We start from the raw sequence: 17,319 nt of genomic DNA on the forward strand, positions 1-17,319 counted from the left end.
GTATTAACTATCCTTTGGCCATCCTTATGGCGTCTTCTCGCAGTTGGTCCATCGTTCTGGAAGCCTCACCACTGTCGAGGCCTTCGTTGACCAGCTGCTGCATTCGCGCGACCTTTTCAGCCCGATCCTGGTCTTTTCTGATCAGATCCCTCACATAATCACTGGCGTTGGCATACCGGCCTGTCCTGGACTGGGCCTCAACCCAGTCTTTCATTGGCTCTGGCAGCGATACGTTCATTGTGGCCATGAGCACCTCACATTGCGTTATCCGGTTGCCAATTATTGCCAATTTTTGCCAACACTGAAAGTCTGGTGTTGCAGGATTCGGGCGCGAGCTAACAGGCTCTGTGCTTTCGCATAGTTCTGACCTGTTGCTCCACATTAAGCTCCCGATGATCGGCCCACATCCCGAAGCCAGGGTTTCTGCCCTTGGCCCGCTCCTCTTCAATCGGTACCAGACGTGCGGGGCGCTGGTGGCCGCATTGATTGAGCGCGAGATTCGACACACCTATGGGGACAGCGCTCCCGAACAGGAGACTGTCGGCCTGTACACTATTCACACAGTTTGCGCCAACTACGCCTGTCTCGCCTACGTCATCAAACAGGGCTTTGATGACCATATCCTTATGGTGCACGGGCTGGGCGATACCAGGGAAGACTTCACATCGTTGATCAATGGAGGATTAAATGCTGACCGTGAATGAAAAAGATTATCTACTTGACATGGTCTTTGCAGTTATCGGCGAAGACCAAGCTGTTCGAAACTACAAAAGCGGCTTTAACGAAGAGGCCATTGCCGTAGTCGAACAGATGATCGAAGCGAATACTTCATGCAATGAGAACATGCGAAAACTGGCAAAGGATCTACTTGGGGGCAGCGGAACATTGGCGAGGGGTTGGCTCGAGAAGGTGCTCAAATCGGCTAAAAGGAAGGTATCTGCGAGCTGGCCAGTAGAATGGTTGACCAATAGTAAACAAGCAAAGTAAACTTGATCCATGTACCAGCTGGCCTACAAGAAAGCGGCCCTGAAAGCGCTCCGAAAAATGCCCAAGGCACAAGCTGAGAGACTCCAGCAGCAACTGGAAGCGATAGCCAGTGCGCCCTATGCCTATCAGGGCGACTGGAAACCGATGCGGGGCGAGCCATACTGGCGATTAAGGCAAGGTAGTTTCCGGGCAATTTGCAGCATTAATGATGGTGAGTTGTTGGTTCTTGTAGTCAAGGTCGGCTCAAGGGGAGATGTTTACAAATGACCGCACAACTTATTGAACGTGAAGGCAAACCGGAGTACGCCGTTCTACCCTACGATGAATACCTGCAACTACTGGAGTTGGCCGAAGACGCCCAAGACCTGGCAGACGCCCGGGAGGCAGAGCGCGAACTGGCCAGCGGTGAGGATGAGGCTATCCCCGCAGAAATTGCCCGGCGCCTGATTGCCGGGGAAGAACACCCACTGAAGGTCTGGCGGGAGTATCGCGGCCTCACGCAGGAAGCGCTGGGCAGTTACGCGGGCGTGGGTAAATCCTACATCAGCCAGATTGAAGCCGGCAGCAAGAGCGGCTCGGTCAGGGTTTTGAGTTCACTGGCGAGAGCCCTTGCAGTCGACCTGGACGATCTGCTGGTTGAGTGAACCCGAAACTGGGAGTTGGCCCCAACCAGGCCCTGTTTTTACTCCTGCTTAACGCCCTACCGTGTAATCGTCTTGCTGGCCACCTCTGACCAGGCGCTTTCGAGGCCATTCTGGTCCACGGTACGCATGGCGAAGTACCAGGTACCCTCTGCCAGGCCAGTGACTTCAGTTTCCATTGCCTGTCCGTCCTCGACGATGACCTCGCTGGTCATGGCTTCCACATCCGGCTGGGTGCCGTAGCGGACAATGTACTGGCCGATCTCACCCATGGCCAAACCCGTTCCGTCTGCCCGGGTCTGCGGGGCCTGCCAGGTTAACGTGGCCGCCATGGCGGTTTCCGTGGCCTCCTGCTCAGGCGCCGGCTCTGCATTTTCTTCGGGCTGCGGTGCCGGTGTGGGGGTTTGCACTACGTCTTGATCCGTTGATGGCACCCGCTCGGAACCGTCATTGGCTGCAACGTCATCGGTGCCAGTAGTGGGGCTGTCCTCCGGCTGGCTGCCACTGTCGTCGGCAATATGCACGCCACTGAGCAGCCGATCACCAGCTGACGCCAGGACCGCTGTGGCGGACGATGTTTCGTCCTGTGCGAGCGCGTAGGCATGGACGGCAGCGTATTCCTGGATGCGGTCACTCCCCGGTTGCCCTTCGGCCCCATCATCACTGATAACCCCGGTTGTCAGGAGCTGGCTCCGGAAAGCATCGATAACCCCCTGCACACCCTCCACCGGAAATTCCGCGGCCAGGCCCAGAAACGCTGAGTTCACCAAAGCCGCTTCCAGCTCTGCCTGTTCAATATCCGCCGGCAGGGTGCTGGTGATATCTACCGGGGTCAGTCCAACCGAACCCTGCTGCAGGCCGAACCAGCCCTCTACCTTGCTCTGGGCCTGCAGGAAGCCCTGCCAGCCGGTATTTGCGCCGGTTGATTCAAACAGGCTGGTGCTCAGGGTGGTGAGCGGGGTCAGGTGCCCCCCGGGCTGCTCCTGGTCCACACCAACGGACACCATGGTTTCCAGTTGCAGGTTGGGACCTGGCCAGAAGTCTTCCCCGAATGCGGCAGTGGCTGAGCCGCCATAGCCCTGACAACCGTCCACGGCATCGCAGCGCATGCGGGTGTTGCCGTCACTGCTGAGTTCCAGCTTGATGAGATCGGCGCTGGTGGAAAGATCCAGGTCATAGAAACCAGTCCTGCCGGTACGAACCGACTCACCCAGGCGGACCAGGGATCCGTCATCTTCGACGCCCCAGGCGGTAATGATGCCGTTTGAAATAACACCCTTTACGGCGTACCCGGAGATATTCACGGCCCGCTCGTCACTGGCGGTTTCTGCAGTATTGGCTGAGCCGGACGGTGAGGCGGCCGTGTCACTACCGCCACCCCCTCCACCACCACAGGCAGAGAGCAGCACCGATAAGCTGGCAGCGAGCAACAGTCTGGGGAAACAGGCGACAACCATGAAGCACCTCCGGAGGGAAATTCAGGGTTCCATCCTAGAGGGCCAGCGTCAGCAAAACTGTTAGCCGGTTGTTGTTTGTGGCGGGCGTTTCTGACGGTTTTTTGGCAACGTAACAGACTGTAAATAACTGAAAAATAAAGCAACTGAACGTAACGCTTGCACTCACCTTTATATGTCGCTTTACTAGTCGGACTATTAATGGCGAGACCTGCCCGATAATTCCAAACTCAAAAGGACTTGTCCGCTTATGCCCAAGCAGTGGGCACCCTCCCGAATCCTTTCTGCGGGTCTGATTGCCGGACTCGGTTTGCTGTTAATGGCGATTTACCTTGCCAGCAGCCTGCCGTATCTGGGCATTCGCACCGCGCCCGGCCAGGACGGGGTCCTCGTTACCTCGGTCAGTAATAGCTCTCCGCTGGCTGACATTGTCGCAGCGGGCGATGAGATCCTGGCCGTCGGCAACAGGCATGGCGAGTTCCGCCTGGAACCACCGGATGGCATGAGGGAACCCGATGACAACAGCCATTTCGATGCCTACAACCGTTTTTTCGAGCGGCAGGCCCGGATCTGGCCGTTGCTCGAGACCGAAAGGCTCTCTCTCCGGGTACAGAGAGGCGGAAGCCCGGCTCTGCTGGAATACGAGCCCGAGTGGGTAACCATCGCCGTTGCACCAGCCACCCACCCCTCAGAGCTTCCAGCCAGCTTCTGGTACCAGGTGATCTGTGGCCTGCTGATTTTCTGGATGGGTATTGCGGCCTGGGCGTTCGCCCAGAACGAGCGTGGTCCCTTTTTCTATGCCCTGGCGGGCTTTGCGATGGCGATTGCCATCACCACCAGCGCCGTGTATACCACCCGTGCACTGGCTTTGCCGGCCGACCTGTTTCTCGGCCTCTCCCGCGTTAATCAGCTTGGCGCCATGTTGTTTGCCGGGGCGGGGACCACCCTGTTGTGGTATTACCCGACACGCATCAGTCCTTTTCGTTTCGAATGGTTGATGGTTCTGCTGGTCGGCCTGATCCTGACGGCCAATTGGGGGCAATGGGTGTCCAGCCTGGACTTCATTGCCCGGGTAACGCTGCTTGGCTGGGCCACGGCGGATATTGTACTCGCCGTAGTTCAGTGGCGGCGTACCCGGCGTGAGCCAGTGGCGCGGGCCCGGCTTAAATGGTTCGTCTACGCCTGGTTCAGCGGCGTGATTGCCTATATGTCACTGGTGGTTGCCCCACAGCTGATCGGGCTGCCCTCGGTGCTTCACCAGCAGTATGCCTGGGGTTTCTTCGTTTTGACCTACCTCGGCATTGCGCTGGGTATTGTCCGTTATCGCCTGTTTGACCTGGACCGATGGATTCTGATGGCCTGGTTCTGGTTTGCCTGCGGCATCCTGATCCTGCTGTTTGATGGCATCTTCCTGGTCTGGCTCAACCTTCAGCAGGATCTGAGCCTGGTTATGAGCCTGATTGTCGTAGGCTGGATTTACTTTCCGTTACGCCAGTTGTTGCTGTCAAAGCTGCAGCCCTCGTCGCGCCGCAAGGACCTGTGGAACCAGCTTTCGTCGATGATCAGCCATGCCTTTGACGCCCACCATAATCCCGATCAGCAATGGCAGGAGGCGCTGCAAACCTCCTTCGCACCCCTGAAGCTCAGCAAGAGCCGGACGCCGGCGAGCCAGGCGGAGATCGTGAACGATGGCCTGCGCCTTCGTGTACCCATGCTTGACCAACAATCCAGCCTGGTGCTGAGTTACGCCAACCAGGGGCACCGCCTGTTTGACCGGGAAGACCTTCAGTTTACTACCCAGGCCCTGGACCTTTTCCGCTATGCCCAACATTACCGGGACTCGTTCCGCCAAGGTGTCCAGACTGAGAGGAAACGTGTGGCGCGGGACCTCCACGATGATGTGGGCGCACGTCTGCTTTCCATCGTCTACCGCACGCAGGACTCAGAACTTCGTAACCTGGCCCGGGAAGCCCTGCATGAACTGAGGGATGTGATTCAGGGCCTGCAGAAGCAGACAGTCCACCTGGATGTAAGCTTCGAGCGGTGGCGAAACGAAGCCCGGACACGGTGCGAGCTGTTCGGTATCGATCTGAACATGACCCTGTCCCCCGAAGCCGCCACCATGGATTTCACCAGCCGCGCAGACCGAAACCTCACCAGCATTATCCGGGAAATTATCAGCAATTCCCTGCGGCACGCACAGGCGTCACACATTGAGCTCACACTTTACCGTGAAGGGGGCCAACTGGTTCTTGAGGCCCGGGATGACGGCATCGGCTGGCCACACGATATGACAGAGAGCCATATGGGCATAGGTATCCACAGTATCAGCGAGCGGTGTACCGAACTGCATGGAAGCATGGCGCTTTTCTGCCCGATCCAGGGTGGTGCCGGCATCTGTTGCCTGATACCAGAAAGTGCAGAGGAGGCAAAATGAGGAAGATTCTGGTCGTGGAGGACCTGAGGGATGCTCAAAAGTGGTTACAGGAAGCCGCACTGCAGGCCTTTCCTTCAGCACAGGTCTCTTGCTGCACGACACTCAAGAGGGCCCTGCTCTGGATCCGGGAGGAAACGCCGGATATCTGCCTTGTCGACCTCAAACTGCCGGATGGCACCGGGGTGGACTTTATTGAAGCTTGTCGCACCCGTCACCCGGGATGCCATCAGGTGGTCACCACCATTTACGACGACGATATTCACCTGATGCCGGCATTACAGGCAGGTGCGAGTGGTTACCTGCTGAAGGATGAACCCCAGACGGCCATCGCCGGCGCGCTCCGCTCCGTGGTAACGGATGGATCACCACCTCTGTCGCCATTGATTGCTCGCCGGATGCTGGAGCATTACCGCCAACGCCCGCTACCCGGCGAACCGGTTAACGACCTGGAAGCAGAGGGGCAGGAATCCCTCAGTCCCAGGGAACAGCAAACCCTGGCCCTGATTGCTGAAGGCCACACCATTGCCAGGGCAGCGGACCTGATGGGCGTCAGCTATCACACGGCGGCCCGCCATGTGAAAAACGTCTACGGCAAGCTGGGCATCAACAGCCGTGCCGAGGCGGTACGTGAGGCAATTCGCATCGGGTTGTACTCTCCCTGAAGCCCCCCTGCCCTTTCACAACTGACAACACCGAACACACCCATTACAGGCAAAGAGACTGCGGCCGTTCTGGCAGGCGGCAGCCTGGCTCAGCTTTCCCTCACCCGCGCGCCCAGGCTGCGTAGCTTGGCCGCAAAGTCTACGTAACCCCTTGAGATCTGCCAGGCATCGGTGATGGTGGTCTCGCTATCTGCCGTCAATCCGCACAGCGCCAGTGCTGCCCCTGCCCGCAAGTCCAGGGCTTTGACGGTGGCACCGTAGAGGCCGCCGCCGTTACCGTGGATGCGCAGCATGTCGCCAGTAACTTCGTAGTGCAGCCCCATTTTGGCCATTTCTTCGGCGTAACCGTAGCGGCCCGGGAAGCGCAGATCGACGATGCGGGATTCCCCCCTGGCCTTCGCACCCCAGGCGGCGAGGATGGGCTGCACGTCGGAGTTGATGCCCGGATGGGGGCCGGTACTGATTTCGATGGGGTAGCAGCAGCCTCCCCGCACGATCAGTGAGTTGTCACCCTGATACAGTTTGGCGCCGGCGGCCCGAAGGTGGGCAAGCACCACTTCCAGGTCGCCGTAGGGGAAGTCTTTGATTTCGATGTCGCCTTCCGTGATCACCGCGGCGGCCAGCCAGGTGACGGCTTCCATGTTGTCGGGGATAACCCGATGCTCAGTACCGTTGAGGCCTTCCACGCCGGTGACTTCGATATGCTCCTGGCCGAATACACGGATTTGCGCGCCCATACCCCTCAGCAGGGCAATCAGGTCGAGGATTTCCGGGCGGATGTGGGGATTCCAGATGCGGGTGACGCCCCGTGCCAGGGTGCCGGCGATCACGGCGTTCTCGGTGGCGCCGGTTGAGCGCAGGGGCAGATGGATATCTGTGCCTTTCAGACCATCCGGGGCGCTGGCACAGAGGTAGTCGCCGTCTTCCCAGACCTTTGCGCCTAGCCTTTCCAGCAGCATAACGTGCAGGTCGTACTTGCGCTCTCCAAGCTTGCAGCCACCGGGTAAGGGTACGGCCGCCTCGCCGGTGCGGGCTGTCAGCGCCCCGAGAATCAGCAGGGTATTGCGGATGGAGCGACCATCCCATTCCAGACGCTGGCTGAGGGGGTCATTCTCGGCGATGGTGATGGTGTCATCACCAGCCTGTACGGTTGTTTTGCCCAGCGCTTCCAGCATTTCCACGTGGATGCGGGCATCCAGCAGGCCAGCCGGGTAGTTGGTCAGGGTAACGTTGCCATCCGTCAGCAGGCTGGCCGCCAGCAGGCGCAACGCGGAGTTCTTGGCGCCGCTGACCTTGACCAGCCCTTCTAGATGCCCACGGGAAATACTGAGGGTGTTGAATGCTTCCACGGTTACCTTCCTGGTTTGAGTCATGGGGTGTGGCCCCATGCTTGGCTTCATGCCCCAACTACCTGGCTGGGGTGTTAACTTTTCAGGCGTTGTACCAGGCGCCCGATGCCACAAAATACGGATTCAGCACATCTTCCTTTCCGTACGCCAACGGCGTGCCATCGAGCTGGGTGACCTTGCCACCAGCAGCGACCAACACGGCGTGGGCCGCGCCGGTGTCCCATTCGCAGGTGGGGCCCAGGCGTGGGTAGATATCGGCCTGGCCTTCCGCAATGCGGCAGAACTTGAGGCTGCTGCCGGCCTGGACCAGCTCGTGGTCACCCAGCTGCTCGATAAAGGTGCGGGTCTCTTCGTTCATGTGATTCTTGCTGGCCACGGCGCGAACCGCTTTGGGCGGGTTGACCACTTCCAGCTTGCGGGTACTGCCGTCCGCTTCACGCTTCCAGGCGCCTTGCCCCTTGATGCCCCAGTAGGCTTCTTCGAGGGCCGGGGCGGTGACCACACCCATCACGGGCTCACCGTTTTCAATCAGGGCGATATTGACGGTGAATTCACCAGTGCGGTTGGTGAAATCCTTGGTACCATCAATGGGGTCCACCAGCCAGAAGCGGGCCCAGCCTTTGCGCTCGTCCCAGGGGGCATTGGCGGATTCTTCGGACAGGATGGGAATGTCCGGCGTCAGCGCCTTGAGCCCGTCCACGATCACGTGGTGGCTGGCGATATCAGCGGCGGTAATCGGGCTATTGTCGTCCTTGGTCTGCACCTCGAAATCGGTCTGGTAGATTTCCATGACCTTGCGGCTTGCGGCGTCGGCGATTTCGAGAACTTTGTCCAGCAGGGATTGGTGGTTCATTGAGATTCCTGATTCGTTGAAGCGTTCATCGGCAAAGCAATTAGTGTATCAGCCCCCAGTAAGCGACTCACATCTTTGCACCAGATCAATGCTCGCTGATAAGCTATGCTCCATAGTGAAAGCACAACTCTCCAGAAGGATACCCGGATGAAATTACAGTTCCTTGGCGGCACAGGCACGGTTACCGGCTCACGCTATCTGCTCAGCGATGACAAGCATCGTATGCTGGTGGATTGTGGCATGTATCAGGGCGTAAAGACGTTACGACGTCGTAACTGGGCACCCTTCCCCGTGGAGCCACATACCATCGATGCGGTGGTGCTGACCCATGCCCACATCGACCACACCGGCTACCTGCCGGCGCTGGTGAAGAATGGCTTCAAGGGCAAGATCTACTGCACCAAGGCTACCCATGAGTTGTGCAAGGTGCTGCTGCCGGATGCCGGCTACCTGCAGGAAGAAGATGCCAAGTACGCCTTCCGCAAGAAGTTCTCGAAGCACGAGCATCCCGAGCCCCTGTTCACCGAGAAAGATGCCTACGAGGCCCTGAAGCACTTCGAATCGCTGCACTACCACGAGGAATTCGAACCGGTGAAGGGCTTCCATGTGACCTTTACGCCAGCCGGGCATATTCTGGGCTCGTCCTGCGTGCATGTCCGTCACGCTGGCCACGACCGCACAGTGGTATTCAGCGGCGACGTGGGCCGGCAGAACGATGTCATTATGCGGCCGCCGGAGCCGATCCAGAAAGCGGATGTACTGGTGTGTGAGTCCACCTACGGCGACCGCCTGCACGGGGAAACCGACCCGGAGCAAGAACTGACCGACATTATCAGCACCACAGCGGCCCGGGGTGGCGTGGTGCTCATGCCGGCGTTTGCCGTGGGACGGGCGCAAATGCTGCTGTACCTGGTACACAAGCTGATGGCTCAGGGCAAGATTCCCAAACTGCCGGTGTACCTGAACAGCCCCATGGCGATCCGCGCCACGGAGATCTTTTGCCGGCACCACAAGGAACACCGGCTGAACCAGGCCCAGTGCGAACTGATCGATGACAACACCCACTTTGTGCGTTCGGTGGAGGAGTCCATCGAACTGACCACGAAGAAGTTCCCCGCGATCATCATTTCCGCCAGCGGCATGGCCAGCGGTGGCCGGGTGCTGCACCACCTGAAAATGCTACTGCCCAACCCCCGCAACAGCATTGTCTTCGCCGGCTTCCAGGCCCCCGGTACCCGGGGCGATGCCATGGTGAATGGCGTGGAGTCGGTCAAGATTCACGGTGAGTACTGGCCGGTGAAGGCGGAGATTCACAACCTGGATTCGCTTTCGGCCCATGGCGACTATGCCGAGATCCTCGAGTGGCTGGGTCAGGGCCAGCTGAAGCCCGAGAAAGTCTACATCACCCACGGCGAAATGTTGGCTGCGGACGTTATGCGCAAGCGAGTGCGCGAGCGGTTCGGCTGGGACTGTGAGGTACCGGAGTTGTTTCAGGAGGTGGAGATCTGAAGGCGTGTACCGGTCAGGTCCCTATCGTCACTGGCTCATGGAGAGCACGATGCATAAGGGGGCTATTATTGATAGCTATCAAATTAACACCATGTTGACCTGCAATCGCCCGCGCCATGGCCCACACTGTCAGCGATACATACCGACGAGAGGGAACTGACCGTGAAGCTCTTACCTATCACCCTGATTGCCATAGGTGCCGCCGCCCTGCCCGGCTGGGCCTTTGCCGCCACTGACGGCGACCCCCAGAAGGGCAAGGAAGCTGCTGTGGTATGCGTTGCCTGCCACCAGGCTGATGGCACCGGCAAGAACAACCCCAATGGCGAATCCTGGCCGCAACTGGCCGGGCTGGACGCTGCCTACCTCGCCAAGCAGTTGAGCGACTACAAGTCCGGGCAACGTGAAAACGCCACCATGAAGCCCTTTGCCAACATGCTGTCGGAGCAACAGGTTGCCGATGTGGCCGCCTACTACAGCCAGCTGACGCCCAGCCAGGGCCAGGGTGGCGAGAATGCGGACGAAGCCACGCTGGCTCGTGGCGAAATGCTCGCACAACGTGGCGACTGGGCGGACTACATTGTCTCCTGCAAGAGCTGCCACGGACCGGGCAACCAGGGTGCTGGCGAGGCTTTCCCGGGCATTGCCGGCCAGCATGCCGGTTACATCGAGGCCCAGCTCAAAGCCTGGCAGGCAGGCACCCGCAAGAACGACCCGCAGGACCTGATGGGCACCATTGCGCGGCGCATGAGTGATGAGGACATCCGTGCGGTCGCCGCCTGGCTGTCCACCCAGCCCCCGCAGTCCAACTGAAAGGAGACGAAGCCATGAAACCGACGTTCGCCATCACAGCACTGGCCGGCTCTCTCCTGCTTGCCGGGGGAGTAGCGGCCAACGAGCGCACTGAAGACTACCTGAACACGCTGACCGAACTGGGCTATCCGGCGCCCAAAGAGAACCAGCTGGTGCATATTCCACCCACCATGCAGGACCTGGAAGCGTCCGACATGCACCCGGAGCTGAAACGGGTTATCCGTCGTGGCTATGACCTGTTTACCGATACCCAGCAACTTCGCGGCGAGAACGTGTTCAACAACATGAACTGCTCCAGCTGCCACCTGGGCGAAGGCCGCATGCCGTTCAGTGCTCCGGTGTGGCCCGCTGCGGTCACCCTGCCCAACTTCCGGGGCAAGAACGGCCACGTCAACAACCTGGAAGAGCGCATCGCCGGCTGTTTCACCTATTCCATGAACGGCAAGCCACCGGAGTATGGCAGTGACAACATGCTGGCCCTGGCCGCCTATCACCAGTGGCTGGCCAAGGGTGTCGAGATGTATCCGGAGAAGCCCATTTACGGCCGTGGCTTCCCGGCCCCGGAACGTCCGGAAGAGCTGAGCTACGCCAATGGTGAAAAGCTTTACCAGGAGCAATGCGCCGTCTGTCACAGTGAAAACGGTGAAGGCTTGCAGGTGGATGGCAAGACGGTCTTCCCCGCACCCTGGGGAGACGGCTCCAATAACTGGGGCGCTGGCATTGTGCGGGTGTTTACGGCAGCCGGCTTTATCAAGAACAACATGCCGCTGGGTCAGCCCCTGTCACTGAGTGACCAGGAAGCCTGGGACATTGCCTATTACATCAGCAACCAGGAACGACCCCAGGACCCCCGTTACACCGGTGATGTAAAGGAAACCCTGGAAAAATATGGCCCCACCTTCCACAAGCACTCGCTTTACGGACAGGCCAGTGAGGCCACCGGCGAGACCCTTGGGGATCACGACAACACGGGTGAGAAAGACTTCCTGAAGCCGGATACCGTGCGGCCCAGGACGTTCGAGTAACAGGGCCGGATGGTTAAAGGCCTCCATAACGGAGGCCTTTAACTGCTACCAAAACCCGCACCAGCGCAACAGTCAGAGCCTGGCAAACTCCAGGTACTTGCTGGCTGCCTGTTTCTTTTCATCCTGGCTATTCAGTAGTTCAAGGCGCAGCCTGTCGATAATACGGAAATAGTCTTTCAGGGGAGAGTCTTTCTCCCCCTCGTCCTTTGCCCGCTCTATAAAGGCCTGCTGTTTCTCGCGAATCTCATTCAGCTTTACCAGTGCCTTCTGGATGGCCTCAACCCTTGCGTCAGCTCGCCCGTCCCCGGCTTGCTGCCCATCCGCTCCAGTAACACCCAGCGACGTCGACACTGGCGGGGCCTGCTCGGTATTCTGCTCGGCCAGGTCCAACTCTTCCAGCGTACGAACCTCTCCGCCTGTCGTGAGATAGATGCCCGACGCCTTGATCTGCCCAAGCGGCACACCCTGCGGATTGGTCAGGGTGAAGCGGTCTTCCACGCTATCCACATACAGCGCCTGCACACCGACCTCCGCCAGGGATCTCAGTTGCTGGTCGCCCTCCGCTGTTTGCACCCAGACGGAAAGGGACTGGAAGACGTCGTCATTGGCATCAATCCAGCGGTTACCATCATCATCGTAGCTGGCCAGTTCACTGAAACCGGAGCCAGACCGTGGCCCGAACAACTCGGAGCCGTTATCAACCTTGCCATTACCGTTACGGTCAAACACCAGGTAACCACTGCCGCTTCCCAGCGAGGCGTACTCACCGGTTTCACCGTTTCCGGTCAGGTCGAACTCGAACAGGGTGTCGTTCAGACGGGCCGTGGAAGCGCCGAAGTTGATCACCAACGGGTCAGTCAGCGGACGCTCCTGAATCTGTACCAACTCCGAGTATTCATAGGTACGGGATTGCGACTGCCGCAGTGACAAGGTGAAGTCGATGGTTTCGCCATTATCCAGGGTGATACTGCCGGTGGAGGCAAAGCTGCGACTCTCGCTCTCTGAATAGAACAGGTATTGGCCTGCCGTCACCGTTAACTCGCCCTTCGCCTCGGCTCCAGCGCCCTCGCCAAAGGCCGCCCGGCTGACGTTAAGTGCCTGCTGACCCAAGAGGAACAGCTCCGAGGATTTTTCCACCAGTTCCGCGCTATTGAACGATGCCTTTTGACCATTACCGCTGACCTGGGCAGCGCTGCTGAACGCCAGCTGTTCCTGGCTGCTGTACCGATAGGCCGCCTGGCGGAACAGGGACAACTCCGTGCCACTGGCCTGCTGCCCACTTTGCAAGGGGCCCGGGAGGCGCTGACTGATTCGTAGCTGGCTGGTGTCCAGCACCGAAACCTGGCGGGTACTGTTTGATGTGAGAGAAATCTGGCTGGATGAAATCACGGTGAGCTGGCCTCTTATAACCTGTATTGGTTATCGGCAGTACCGGTGATTTCTTGAGCAATTTATGTGTCAGCCGGGGGTGCTTTAAAGCCGCCAACCCGGCGAGCGTTCGGCCTGATCAAGCCAGGAGCCTGCCAGTATCCCGTCTGGCAGACTCCCGGACCTTAACACTGACCTACAGCAACCAAGCGCTTATTCAAACACCGGCTCTTCCCACCAGGGGAAGAATTCCGGCATGTCAGTGGAAACCTTATTGGGGAATTCTGCCGGGCGTTTTTCCAGGAAGGAAGTGACGCCTTCGTGGGCATCGGCAGACTCGCCACGGGCCTGGATGGAGCGACTGTCGATACGATGAGCGTACATGGGGTGCGGTGCAGCAGACATGCGCCACATCATCTGCCGTGCCAGGGCCACGGAGACAGGCGCTGTGTTGTCTGCGATTTCCCGGGCCAGTTCGTAGGCTGCCGGCAGTAGTTCGTCTGGCTCGTGCACGGACCTGACCAGGCCATGTTTGAGAGCTTCATCCGCGCCGAAGATGCGGCCCGTCATGGTCCACTCCACAGCAGTCTGCATACCGACCAGGCGGGGCAGGAACCAGGATGACGCAGCCTCTGGCGTAATACCCCTGCGCACAAACACAAAGCCAAAACGGGCCGTCGTGGAAGCCATACGGAAATCCATGGGCAGCTGCATGGTCGCGCCGATACCCACTGCCGGCCCGTTGATGGCGCCAATAACCGGTTTCAGGCTCTGGTAGATACGCAGGGTGTTGGTGCCACCGCCATCGCGATACACATCCCCTACCCGCAGGGACTCCCGGGACAAGTTGCCAGACTGTGCCTTGCGGTCAAAGGTGCCACCGCCCGACGACAAATCCGCCCCGGCACAGAAGGCACGGCCAGCACCCGTGATTACCACGACCCGGACATTATCATCGGCGTCCGTTTCATCGAACAACGCCAGCAGTTCCTCACGCATCTTGGCGTTGTAGGCGTTTAGCTTTTCCGGACGGTTCAGGGTGATGGTGGCGATGCCGTCCTTTACTTCATATTGGGTTGTTTCGAGTTCTGGTAGGGCCATGGTTCCTCCGGGCTGTTTTAAGTTTCATGCAGGTTATGCATACCATGCACCGGATACAAATTCGTATTACTTATTCGATAGAATTCACGGGGAGAATAATATGGTCTCGTCGTTATCAACTATTATTGCCGGCTGAACGGATAGTCCCGGGACACAGAAAGGCTGTCTGTTGTGAATACCATGATCCGACCGGACGTTACAGCCGGCATCCCGGCGGAAGGTAGCTATCTTGCCACCCCGACAGGTTGGCCGAGTTGTCGATCACACACTCCCAGCTTCCCGCTGTGCTTCGCTGAAACGTGATCAATACCCCTGACACTCTGGGGTGAGCATTGCCCCCCAGCGTCACTTGTAGCTGCCCTGATCCGTCAGCATTCAAGGTGGCGATATCAGTTGCACTAGTGCCGGTGGTGATGCTGGAAGGTATGTAGCCGATCGCTGTGTTGGTGACGGGCTTGCTTCCACCAACCGCATCCTCGATGGCTGTACGATACTGGCCTAGTTCGCCCACGGCCCGGGAAACATGGGTCTTGGCGACGTAGCCCTGATAGAGAGGAATTGAAATCGTGGCAAGGATACCGAGTATCGCCACCACAATCATGAGTTCAATAAGGGTAAAACCTTTATTGGTCTGAACCATGTGGTACTGCCTTGTGAGCTGTTTAAGAACCGGGATGGTTCAGGGGTAGCAAACGGCAGGCCACTGGTCTTCTTGGCCGGGTTGAACTGAGAACTTGGCCGAATTAATGCCCACTCGGCACGGTACCGGCCCCGAGGGGTGAGTCCGTAATTAACGCCCGTAATGACTCGCCAACACACCTCTCAGGTAATCGTAGAAATCCTGATCCGCGTCGCTACCCGGGCGAGGGCCGCCGGCGCCGAGCCAAACCAGAACCCCGCCTTCCGGGTCCACTACGATGGCTGACGGGTTGCCCGGAAGTTTGCCACTATGGATAAAAAGGGGCATTTCCTCCTTGTTTGGCTGATAGCGATAAACACCATAGCCATAACAGGCCTGATTCTCTTTCGGGTCACAGCCGCTTTCCATATCACCATCCAGAACTGTCAGAGGCTCCGCGTCCAGTGAACTGCTGACAAATACTGCCAAGTCCCTCGCACTTCCGGATAGTCCGGCAGCGGAGGACAAAGCTGGAAAGTCGAACTTGTCGTAATAGTTATCGGTGTAGAAGTTCTCAAAGCGGAAATCATACTCAACTTCATCCGCTCGGAAGGGTCCGTCGATGAACTCAAGCGTGGATTCGCCGAAATCGTAATGGGAGGCCATGAATTCTCTATAGGACTGGCCCGAAACCTTCTCGATCGCCAGACCAAGCAAACAATACCCAAGATTCGAGTAATGCTCCGCCTCACCGGGATCATACATCAGGCTCGAGTCCAGCAATTTCTGAGGATAATCCGGGCACCATGGCTTACGGTTGATCAGAAACATTACATCCTGTGTGCGTTCCCGGTCCCAGCCACCCCGGTGAGACAGGAGGTGTTCGATAGTAATATCGGCTATACGGGGGTCACTCAGCTCTCCCTCCAACTCGAGCACGTCAATAATGGCGTCACCCAGAGCCAACTTACCCTGGTTGATTAAATCGATAACCGCTGCCGCAGTAACGGTCTTTGTGGTACTGGCATAGCGAAAGCGAGTATCCGCTGTCAGCGGTTTGTCACCGAAAATTCCATCCTTCCATCCTGTTTCACAATGATGCAGCTCGCCCTCCGGCGACACATAAGCCAACTGACTAGCCGGAGCCGCCATATTCCTAGTCGCGTAACGCTGGATTTGGGCCATCCATTCCGGGGCGCCAGCTGTACAGCGAGTATTCCATTGAATAATTGGTGCCTGCACATAATAAAGCAGCCGAGAAGGTCCCAGTGGGTTGGTAACAACAAAGTGCGCGATGCCTGCAACCAAAGCCACCATAAAGATGACCAGCATCAGGTCTTTTAAACGAGATTTTTTCAGCATGGACACTACCGCTGATTTCCTACATGTATCGGTTTAGATTGCGGGGCATTTTATAAGTGGCAGCAACAGGGGGAGACCAACAGTTGCAATAATATGACCCGCAGCAAAGTTTTCCTGAGATAAGTGCGATCTGATCCATCATAACCGGTAACATCCGGAAACAGGCTAAACAATAAATCATCGCTCACAATAGTAAGTGACCCGCTTCACCACGCTCGAAAGAGGCCTAAAAATATCCCTTGAGAAAAGCGGCATCCACTCAGGCCATCGAAGCTACTTAATTTTAGCGCAAGGAGCGAATTCCAGCACCGGATAATGCTCAGCGTCCGGGTTACCAAAATTAGTGGATGCGTCATGCCTGAAACACAATGAAAAAAGGCCCGGGAACGAAACCACCGGGCCTTTTCATTTCAAGGTCAGGCTAACGCCCGCCCCTAGTTAACAACCTACCTATAATGTTTTAGGTAGCAGGAGTTTCCTCTTCTGCAGCCTCTTCGATGGTGCCATCACAGCCAGAAGGTTTATACTTATCCTTGTCGGTTCCAAAATCAGTACCACAAGACCAAGCGCCATTAGCATTACGAACCCAAGCTAGCTGATGTGTAGCAATCGCAGCAGAAGCATTGTTTCCGAAAGTCGCCAGCAAAGTTGCCTCAGTACCAACAAACTCCAAAGTCAAACCACCGTCAACACCATCAACGGTATTGACCTCTGTTGCACCGAGCAGGTCACTGTTAGACCAACCCAGATCAGCGGCACAGTCTGCTTCAGATTTGCTTTCCATCATGCACATCTCAACAGCAGTCCTCAGCGAGCCAACTTCACCCATAACACGACTGACCTGAGATTTAGCCACGTAATCCTGATACTGCGGAATAGCGATAGCAGCCAAAATACCAATGATCGCCACAACGATCATCAGTTCGATCAGGGTAAAACCCTTCTGACCATGATTCATCTGAATGTTTTTCATAAAAATGCCTCTGTGTTTTACGTTTTTCCCGTATGGCTCCGGGGCCGGCGGAGCTTTGCCCCCGAACCGGTATGAGCCTGCGAGGAATACAGCACCTGCCGTGCCAGTTTTTGACAGAGGACAATTATCCGCGTGTTTTCATGACCTTATGAGTGCATAGCTATTGCCT

At 57.7% G+C, this 17,319-nt stretch carries 18 protein-coding genes; 9 read left to right on the forward strand and 9 right to left on the reverse strand.

The window, feature by feature from the left end; genetic code table 11:
• Positions 1-7: 7 nt before the first annotated feature.
• Positions 8-247: a type II toxin-antitoxin system ParD family antitoxin gene (locus BM036_RS11820; RefSeq protein WP_091852261.1), complete on the reverse strand. Its 240-nt coding sequence runs from the start codon at positions 245-247 to the stop codon at positions 8-10.
• Between the two features lie 226 nt (positions 248-473).
• Here BM036_RS11820 and BM036_RS19905 point away from each other — a divergent pair, with 226 nt between their 5' ends.
• The 4 genes from BM036_RS19905 to BM036_RS11840 are packed head-to-tail and all read left to right on the forward strand — an operon-like array spanning position 474 to position 1,631.
• Entirely contained in the window at positions 474-704 is a 231-nt protein-coding gene (locus BM036_RS19905) for a hypothetical protein (RefSeq protein ID WP_143066602.1), read from the forward strand.
• Positions 688-987 carry a hypothetical protein gene (locus BM036_RS11830; protein ID WP_091852267.1) on the forward strand — a complete coding sequence of 100 codons (300 nt, stop codon included), beginning with the start codon at positions 688-690 and terminating at the stop codon, positions 985-987. The genes BM036_RS19905 and BM036_RS11830 overlap by 17 nt, the downstream gene beginning before the upstream one ends.
• 9 nt (positions 988-996) lie before the next feature.
• On the forward strand, positions 997-1,254 hold the full coding sequence (locus BM036_RS11835; RefSeq protein WP_091852270.1) for a type II toxin-antitoxin system RelE family toxin: 258 nt from the start codon (positions 997-999) through the stop codon (positions 1,252-1,254).
• Entirely contained in the window at positions 1,251-1,631 is a 381-nt protein-coding gene (locus BM036_RS11840) for a helix-turn-helix domain-containing protein (protein WP_091852273.1), read from the forward strand. Before BM036_RS11835 ends, BM036_RS11840 begins: the two co-directional genes overlap by 4 nt.
• A 56-nt stretch (positions 1,632-1,687) precedes the next feature.
• On the opposite strand, the gene BM036_RS11845 is transcribed toward BM036_RS11840, so the two are convergent.
• Positions 1,688-3,085 carry a hypothetical protein gene (locus tag BM036_RS11845; RefSeq protein WP_091852276.1) on the reverse strand — a complete coding sequence of 466 codons (1,398 nt, stop codon included), beginning with the start codon at positions 3,083-3,085 and terminating at the stop codon, positions 1,688-1,690.
• Positions 3,086-3,332: 247 nt separating this feature from the next.
• Here BM036_RS11845 and BM036_RS11850 point away from each other — a divergent pair, with 247 nt between their 5' ends.
• Both BM036_RS11850 and BM036_RS11855 read left to right on the forward strand, forming a co-directional pair.
• Complete coding sequence (locus tag BM036_RS11850) at positions 3,333-5,519, forward strand: ATP-binding protein (RefSeq protein ID WP_091852279.1); 2,187 nt, start codon at positions 3,333-3,335, stop codon at positions 5,517-5,519.
• Positions 5,516-6,181, forward strand: a complete 666-nt coding sequence (locus BM036_RS11855; protein ID WP_091852282.1) for a response regulator transcription factor — start codon at positions 5,516-5,518, stop codon at positions 6,179-6,181. The genes BM036_RS11850 and BM036_RS11855 overlap by 4 nt, the downstream gene beginning before the upstream one ends.
• An 89-nt stretch (positions 6,182-6,270) precedes the next feature.
• Here BM036_RS11855 and BM036_RS11860 read toward each other — a convergent pair whose 3' ends face one another.
• Both BM036_RS11860 and cysQ read right to left on the reverse strand, forming a co-directional pair.
• Positions 6,271-7,530 carry a UDP-N-acetylglucosamine 1-carboxyvinyltransferase gene (locus BM036_RS11860; protein WP_245742596.1) on the reverse strand — a complete coding sequence of 420 codons (1,260 nt, stop codon included), beginning with the start codon at positions 7,528-7,530 and terminating at the stop codon, positions 6,271-6,273.
• Between the two features lie 82 nt (positions 7,531-7,612).
• Positions 7,613-8,383: a 3'(2'),5'-bisphosphate nucleotidase CysQ gene (gene cysQ, locus BM036_RS11865; protein ID WP_091852286.1), complete on the reverse strand. Its 771-nt coding sequence runs from the start codon at positions 8,381-8,383 to the stop codon at positions 7,613-7,615.
• A gap of 147 nt (positions 8,384-8,530) precedes the next feature.
• Here cysQ and BM036_RS11870 point away from each other — a divergent pair, with 147 nt between their 5' ends.
• The 3 genes from BM036_RS11870 to BM036_RS11880 all read left to right on the forward strand — a co-directional run bounded on the left by BM036_RS11870 (position 8,531) and on the right by BM036_RS11880 (position 11,727).
• Positions 8,531-9,892, forward strand: a complete 1,362-nt coding sequence (locus BM036_RS11870; protein ID WP_091852289.1) for an MBL fold metallo-hydrolase RNA specificity domain-containing protein — start codon at positions 8,531-8,533, stop codon at positions 9,890-9,892.
• A 162-nt stretch (positions 9,893-10,054) separates the two neighbouring features.
• Entirely contained in the window at positions 10,055-10,702 is a 648-nt protein-coding gene (locus BM036_RS11875) for a c-type cytochrome (protein WP_091852292.1), read from the forward strand.
• A gap of 14 nt (positions 10,703-10,716) precedes the next feature.
• Entirely contained in the window at positions 10,717-11,727 is a 1,011-nt protein-coding gene (locus BM036_RS11880) for a c-type cytochrome (protein ID WP_091852295.1), read from the forward strand.
• A 72-nt stretch (positions 11,728-11,799) separates the two neighbouring features.
• On the opposite strand, the gene BM036_RS11885 is transcribed toward BM036_RS11880, so the two are convergent.
• The 5 genes from BM036_RS11885 to BM036_RS11905 form a co-directional block, all read right to left on the reverse strand.
• The gene (locus tag BM036_RS11885) at positions 11,800-13,116 is read right to left on the reverse strand and encodes a hypothetical protein (RefSeq protein ID WP_091852297.1); all 1,317 of its coding nucleotides are present in this window, start codon (positions 13,114-13,116) and stop codon (positions 11,800-11,802) included.
• Positions 13,117-13,308: 192 nt separating this feature from the next.
• A complete protein-coding gene (locus BM036_RS11890; RefSeq protein WP_091852300.1) occupies positions 13,309-14,196 on the reverse strand; it encodes a crotonase/enoyl-CoA hydratase family protein in 888 nt (295 codons plus the stop codon).
• Between the two features lie 196 nt (positions 14,197-14,392).
• Positions 14,393-14,836 (reverse strand): pilin, encoded by a 444-nt coding sequence (locus tag BM036_RS11895; protein ID WP_091852303.1) that lies wholly within the window; start codon positions 14,834-14,836, stop codon positions 14,393-14,395.
• Between the two features lie 150 nt (positions 14,837-14,986).
• The gene (locus BM036_RS11900) at positions 14,987-16,177 is read right to left on the reverse strand and encodes a serine hydrolase domain-containing protein (protein ID WP_091852305.1); all 1,191 of its coding nucleotides are present in this window, start codon (positions 16,175-16,177) and stop codon (positions 14,987-14,989) included.
• A 460-nt stretch (positions 16,178-16,637) separates the two neighbouring features.
• Complete coding sequence (locus BM036_RS11905; RefSeq protein ID WP_342714467.1) at positions 16,638-17,150, reverse strand: pilin; 513 nt, start codon at positions 17,148-17,150, stop codon at positions 16,638-16,640.
• Between the last annotated feature and the right edge of the window lie 169 nt (positions 17,151-17,319).

This window comes from Marinobacter segnicrescens (genome assembly GCF_900111555.1).
GTDB lineage: Bacteria > Pseudomonadota > Gammaproteobacteria > Pseudomonadales > Oleiphilaceae > Marinobacter > Marinobacter segnicrescens.

Coding starts and splice junctions, on each gene's coding strand:
- BM036_RS11820 (WP_091852261.1), bottom strand. CDS start 247: ATGGCCACAATGAACGTATCGCTGCCAGAGCCAATGAAAGACTGGGTT.
- BM036_RS11830 (WP_091852267.1), top strand. CDS start 688: ATGCTGACCGTGAATGAAAAAGATTATCTACTTGACATGGTCTTTGCA.
- BM036_RS11835 (WP_091852270.1), top strand. CDS start 997: ATGTACCAGCTGGCCTACAAGAAAGCGGCCCTGAAAGCGCTCCGAAAA.
- BM036_RS11840 (WP_091852273.1), top strand. CDS start 1,251: ATGACCGCACAACTTATTGAACGTGAAGGCAAACCGGAGTACGCCGTT.
- BM036_RS11845 (WP_091852276.1), bottom strand. CDS start 3,085: ATGGTTGTCGCCTGTTTCCCCAGACTGTTGCTCGCTGCCAGCTTATCG.
- BM036_RS11850 (WP_091852279.1), top strand. CDS start 3,333: ATGCCCAAGCAGTGGGCACCCTCCCGAATCCTTTCTGCGGGTCTGATT.
- BM036_RS11855 (WP_091852282.1), top strand. CDS start 5,516: ATGAGGAAGATTCTGGTCGTGGAGGACCTGAGGGATGCTCAAAAGTGG.
- cysQ (WP_091852286.1), bottom strand. CDS start 8,383: ATGAACCACCAATCCCTGCTGGACAAAGTTCTCGAAATCGCCGACGCC.
- BM036_RS11870 (WP_091852289.1), top strand. CDS start 8,531: ATGAAATTACAGTTCCTTGGCGGCACAGGCACGGTTACCGGCTCACGC.
- BM036_RS11880 (WP_091852295.1), top strand. CDS start 10,717: ATGAAACCGACGTTCGCCATCACAGCACTGGCCGGCTCTCTCCTGCTT.
- BM036_RS11890 (WP_091852300.1), bottom strand. CDS start 14,196: ATGGCCCTACCAGAACTCGAAACAACCCAATATGAAGTAAAGGACGGC.
- BM036_RS11895 (WP_091852303.1), bottom strand. CDS start 14,836: ATGGTTCAGACCAATAAAGGTTTTACCCTTATTGAACTCATGATTGTG.
- BM036_RS11900 (WP_091852305.1), bottom strand. CDS start 16,177: ATGCTGAAAAAATCTCGTTTAAAAGACCTGATGCTGGTCATCTTTATG.
- BM036_RS11905 (WP_342714467.1), bottom strand. CDS start 17,150: ATGAAAAACATTCAGATGAATCATGGTCAGAAGGGTTTTACCCTGATC.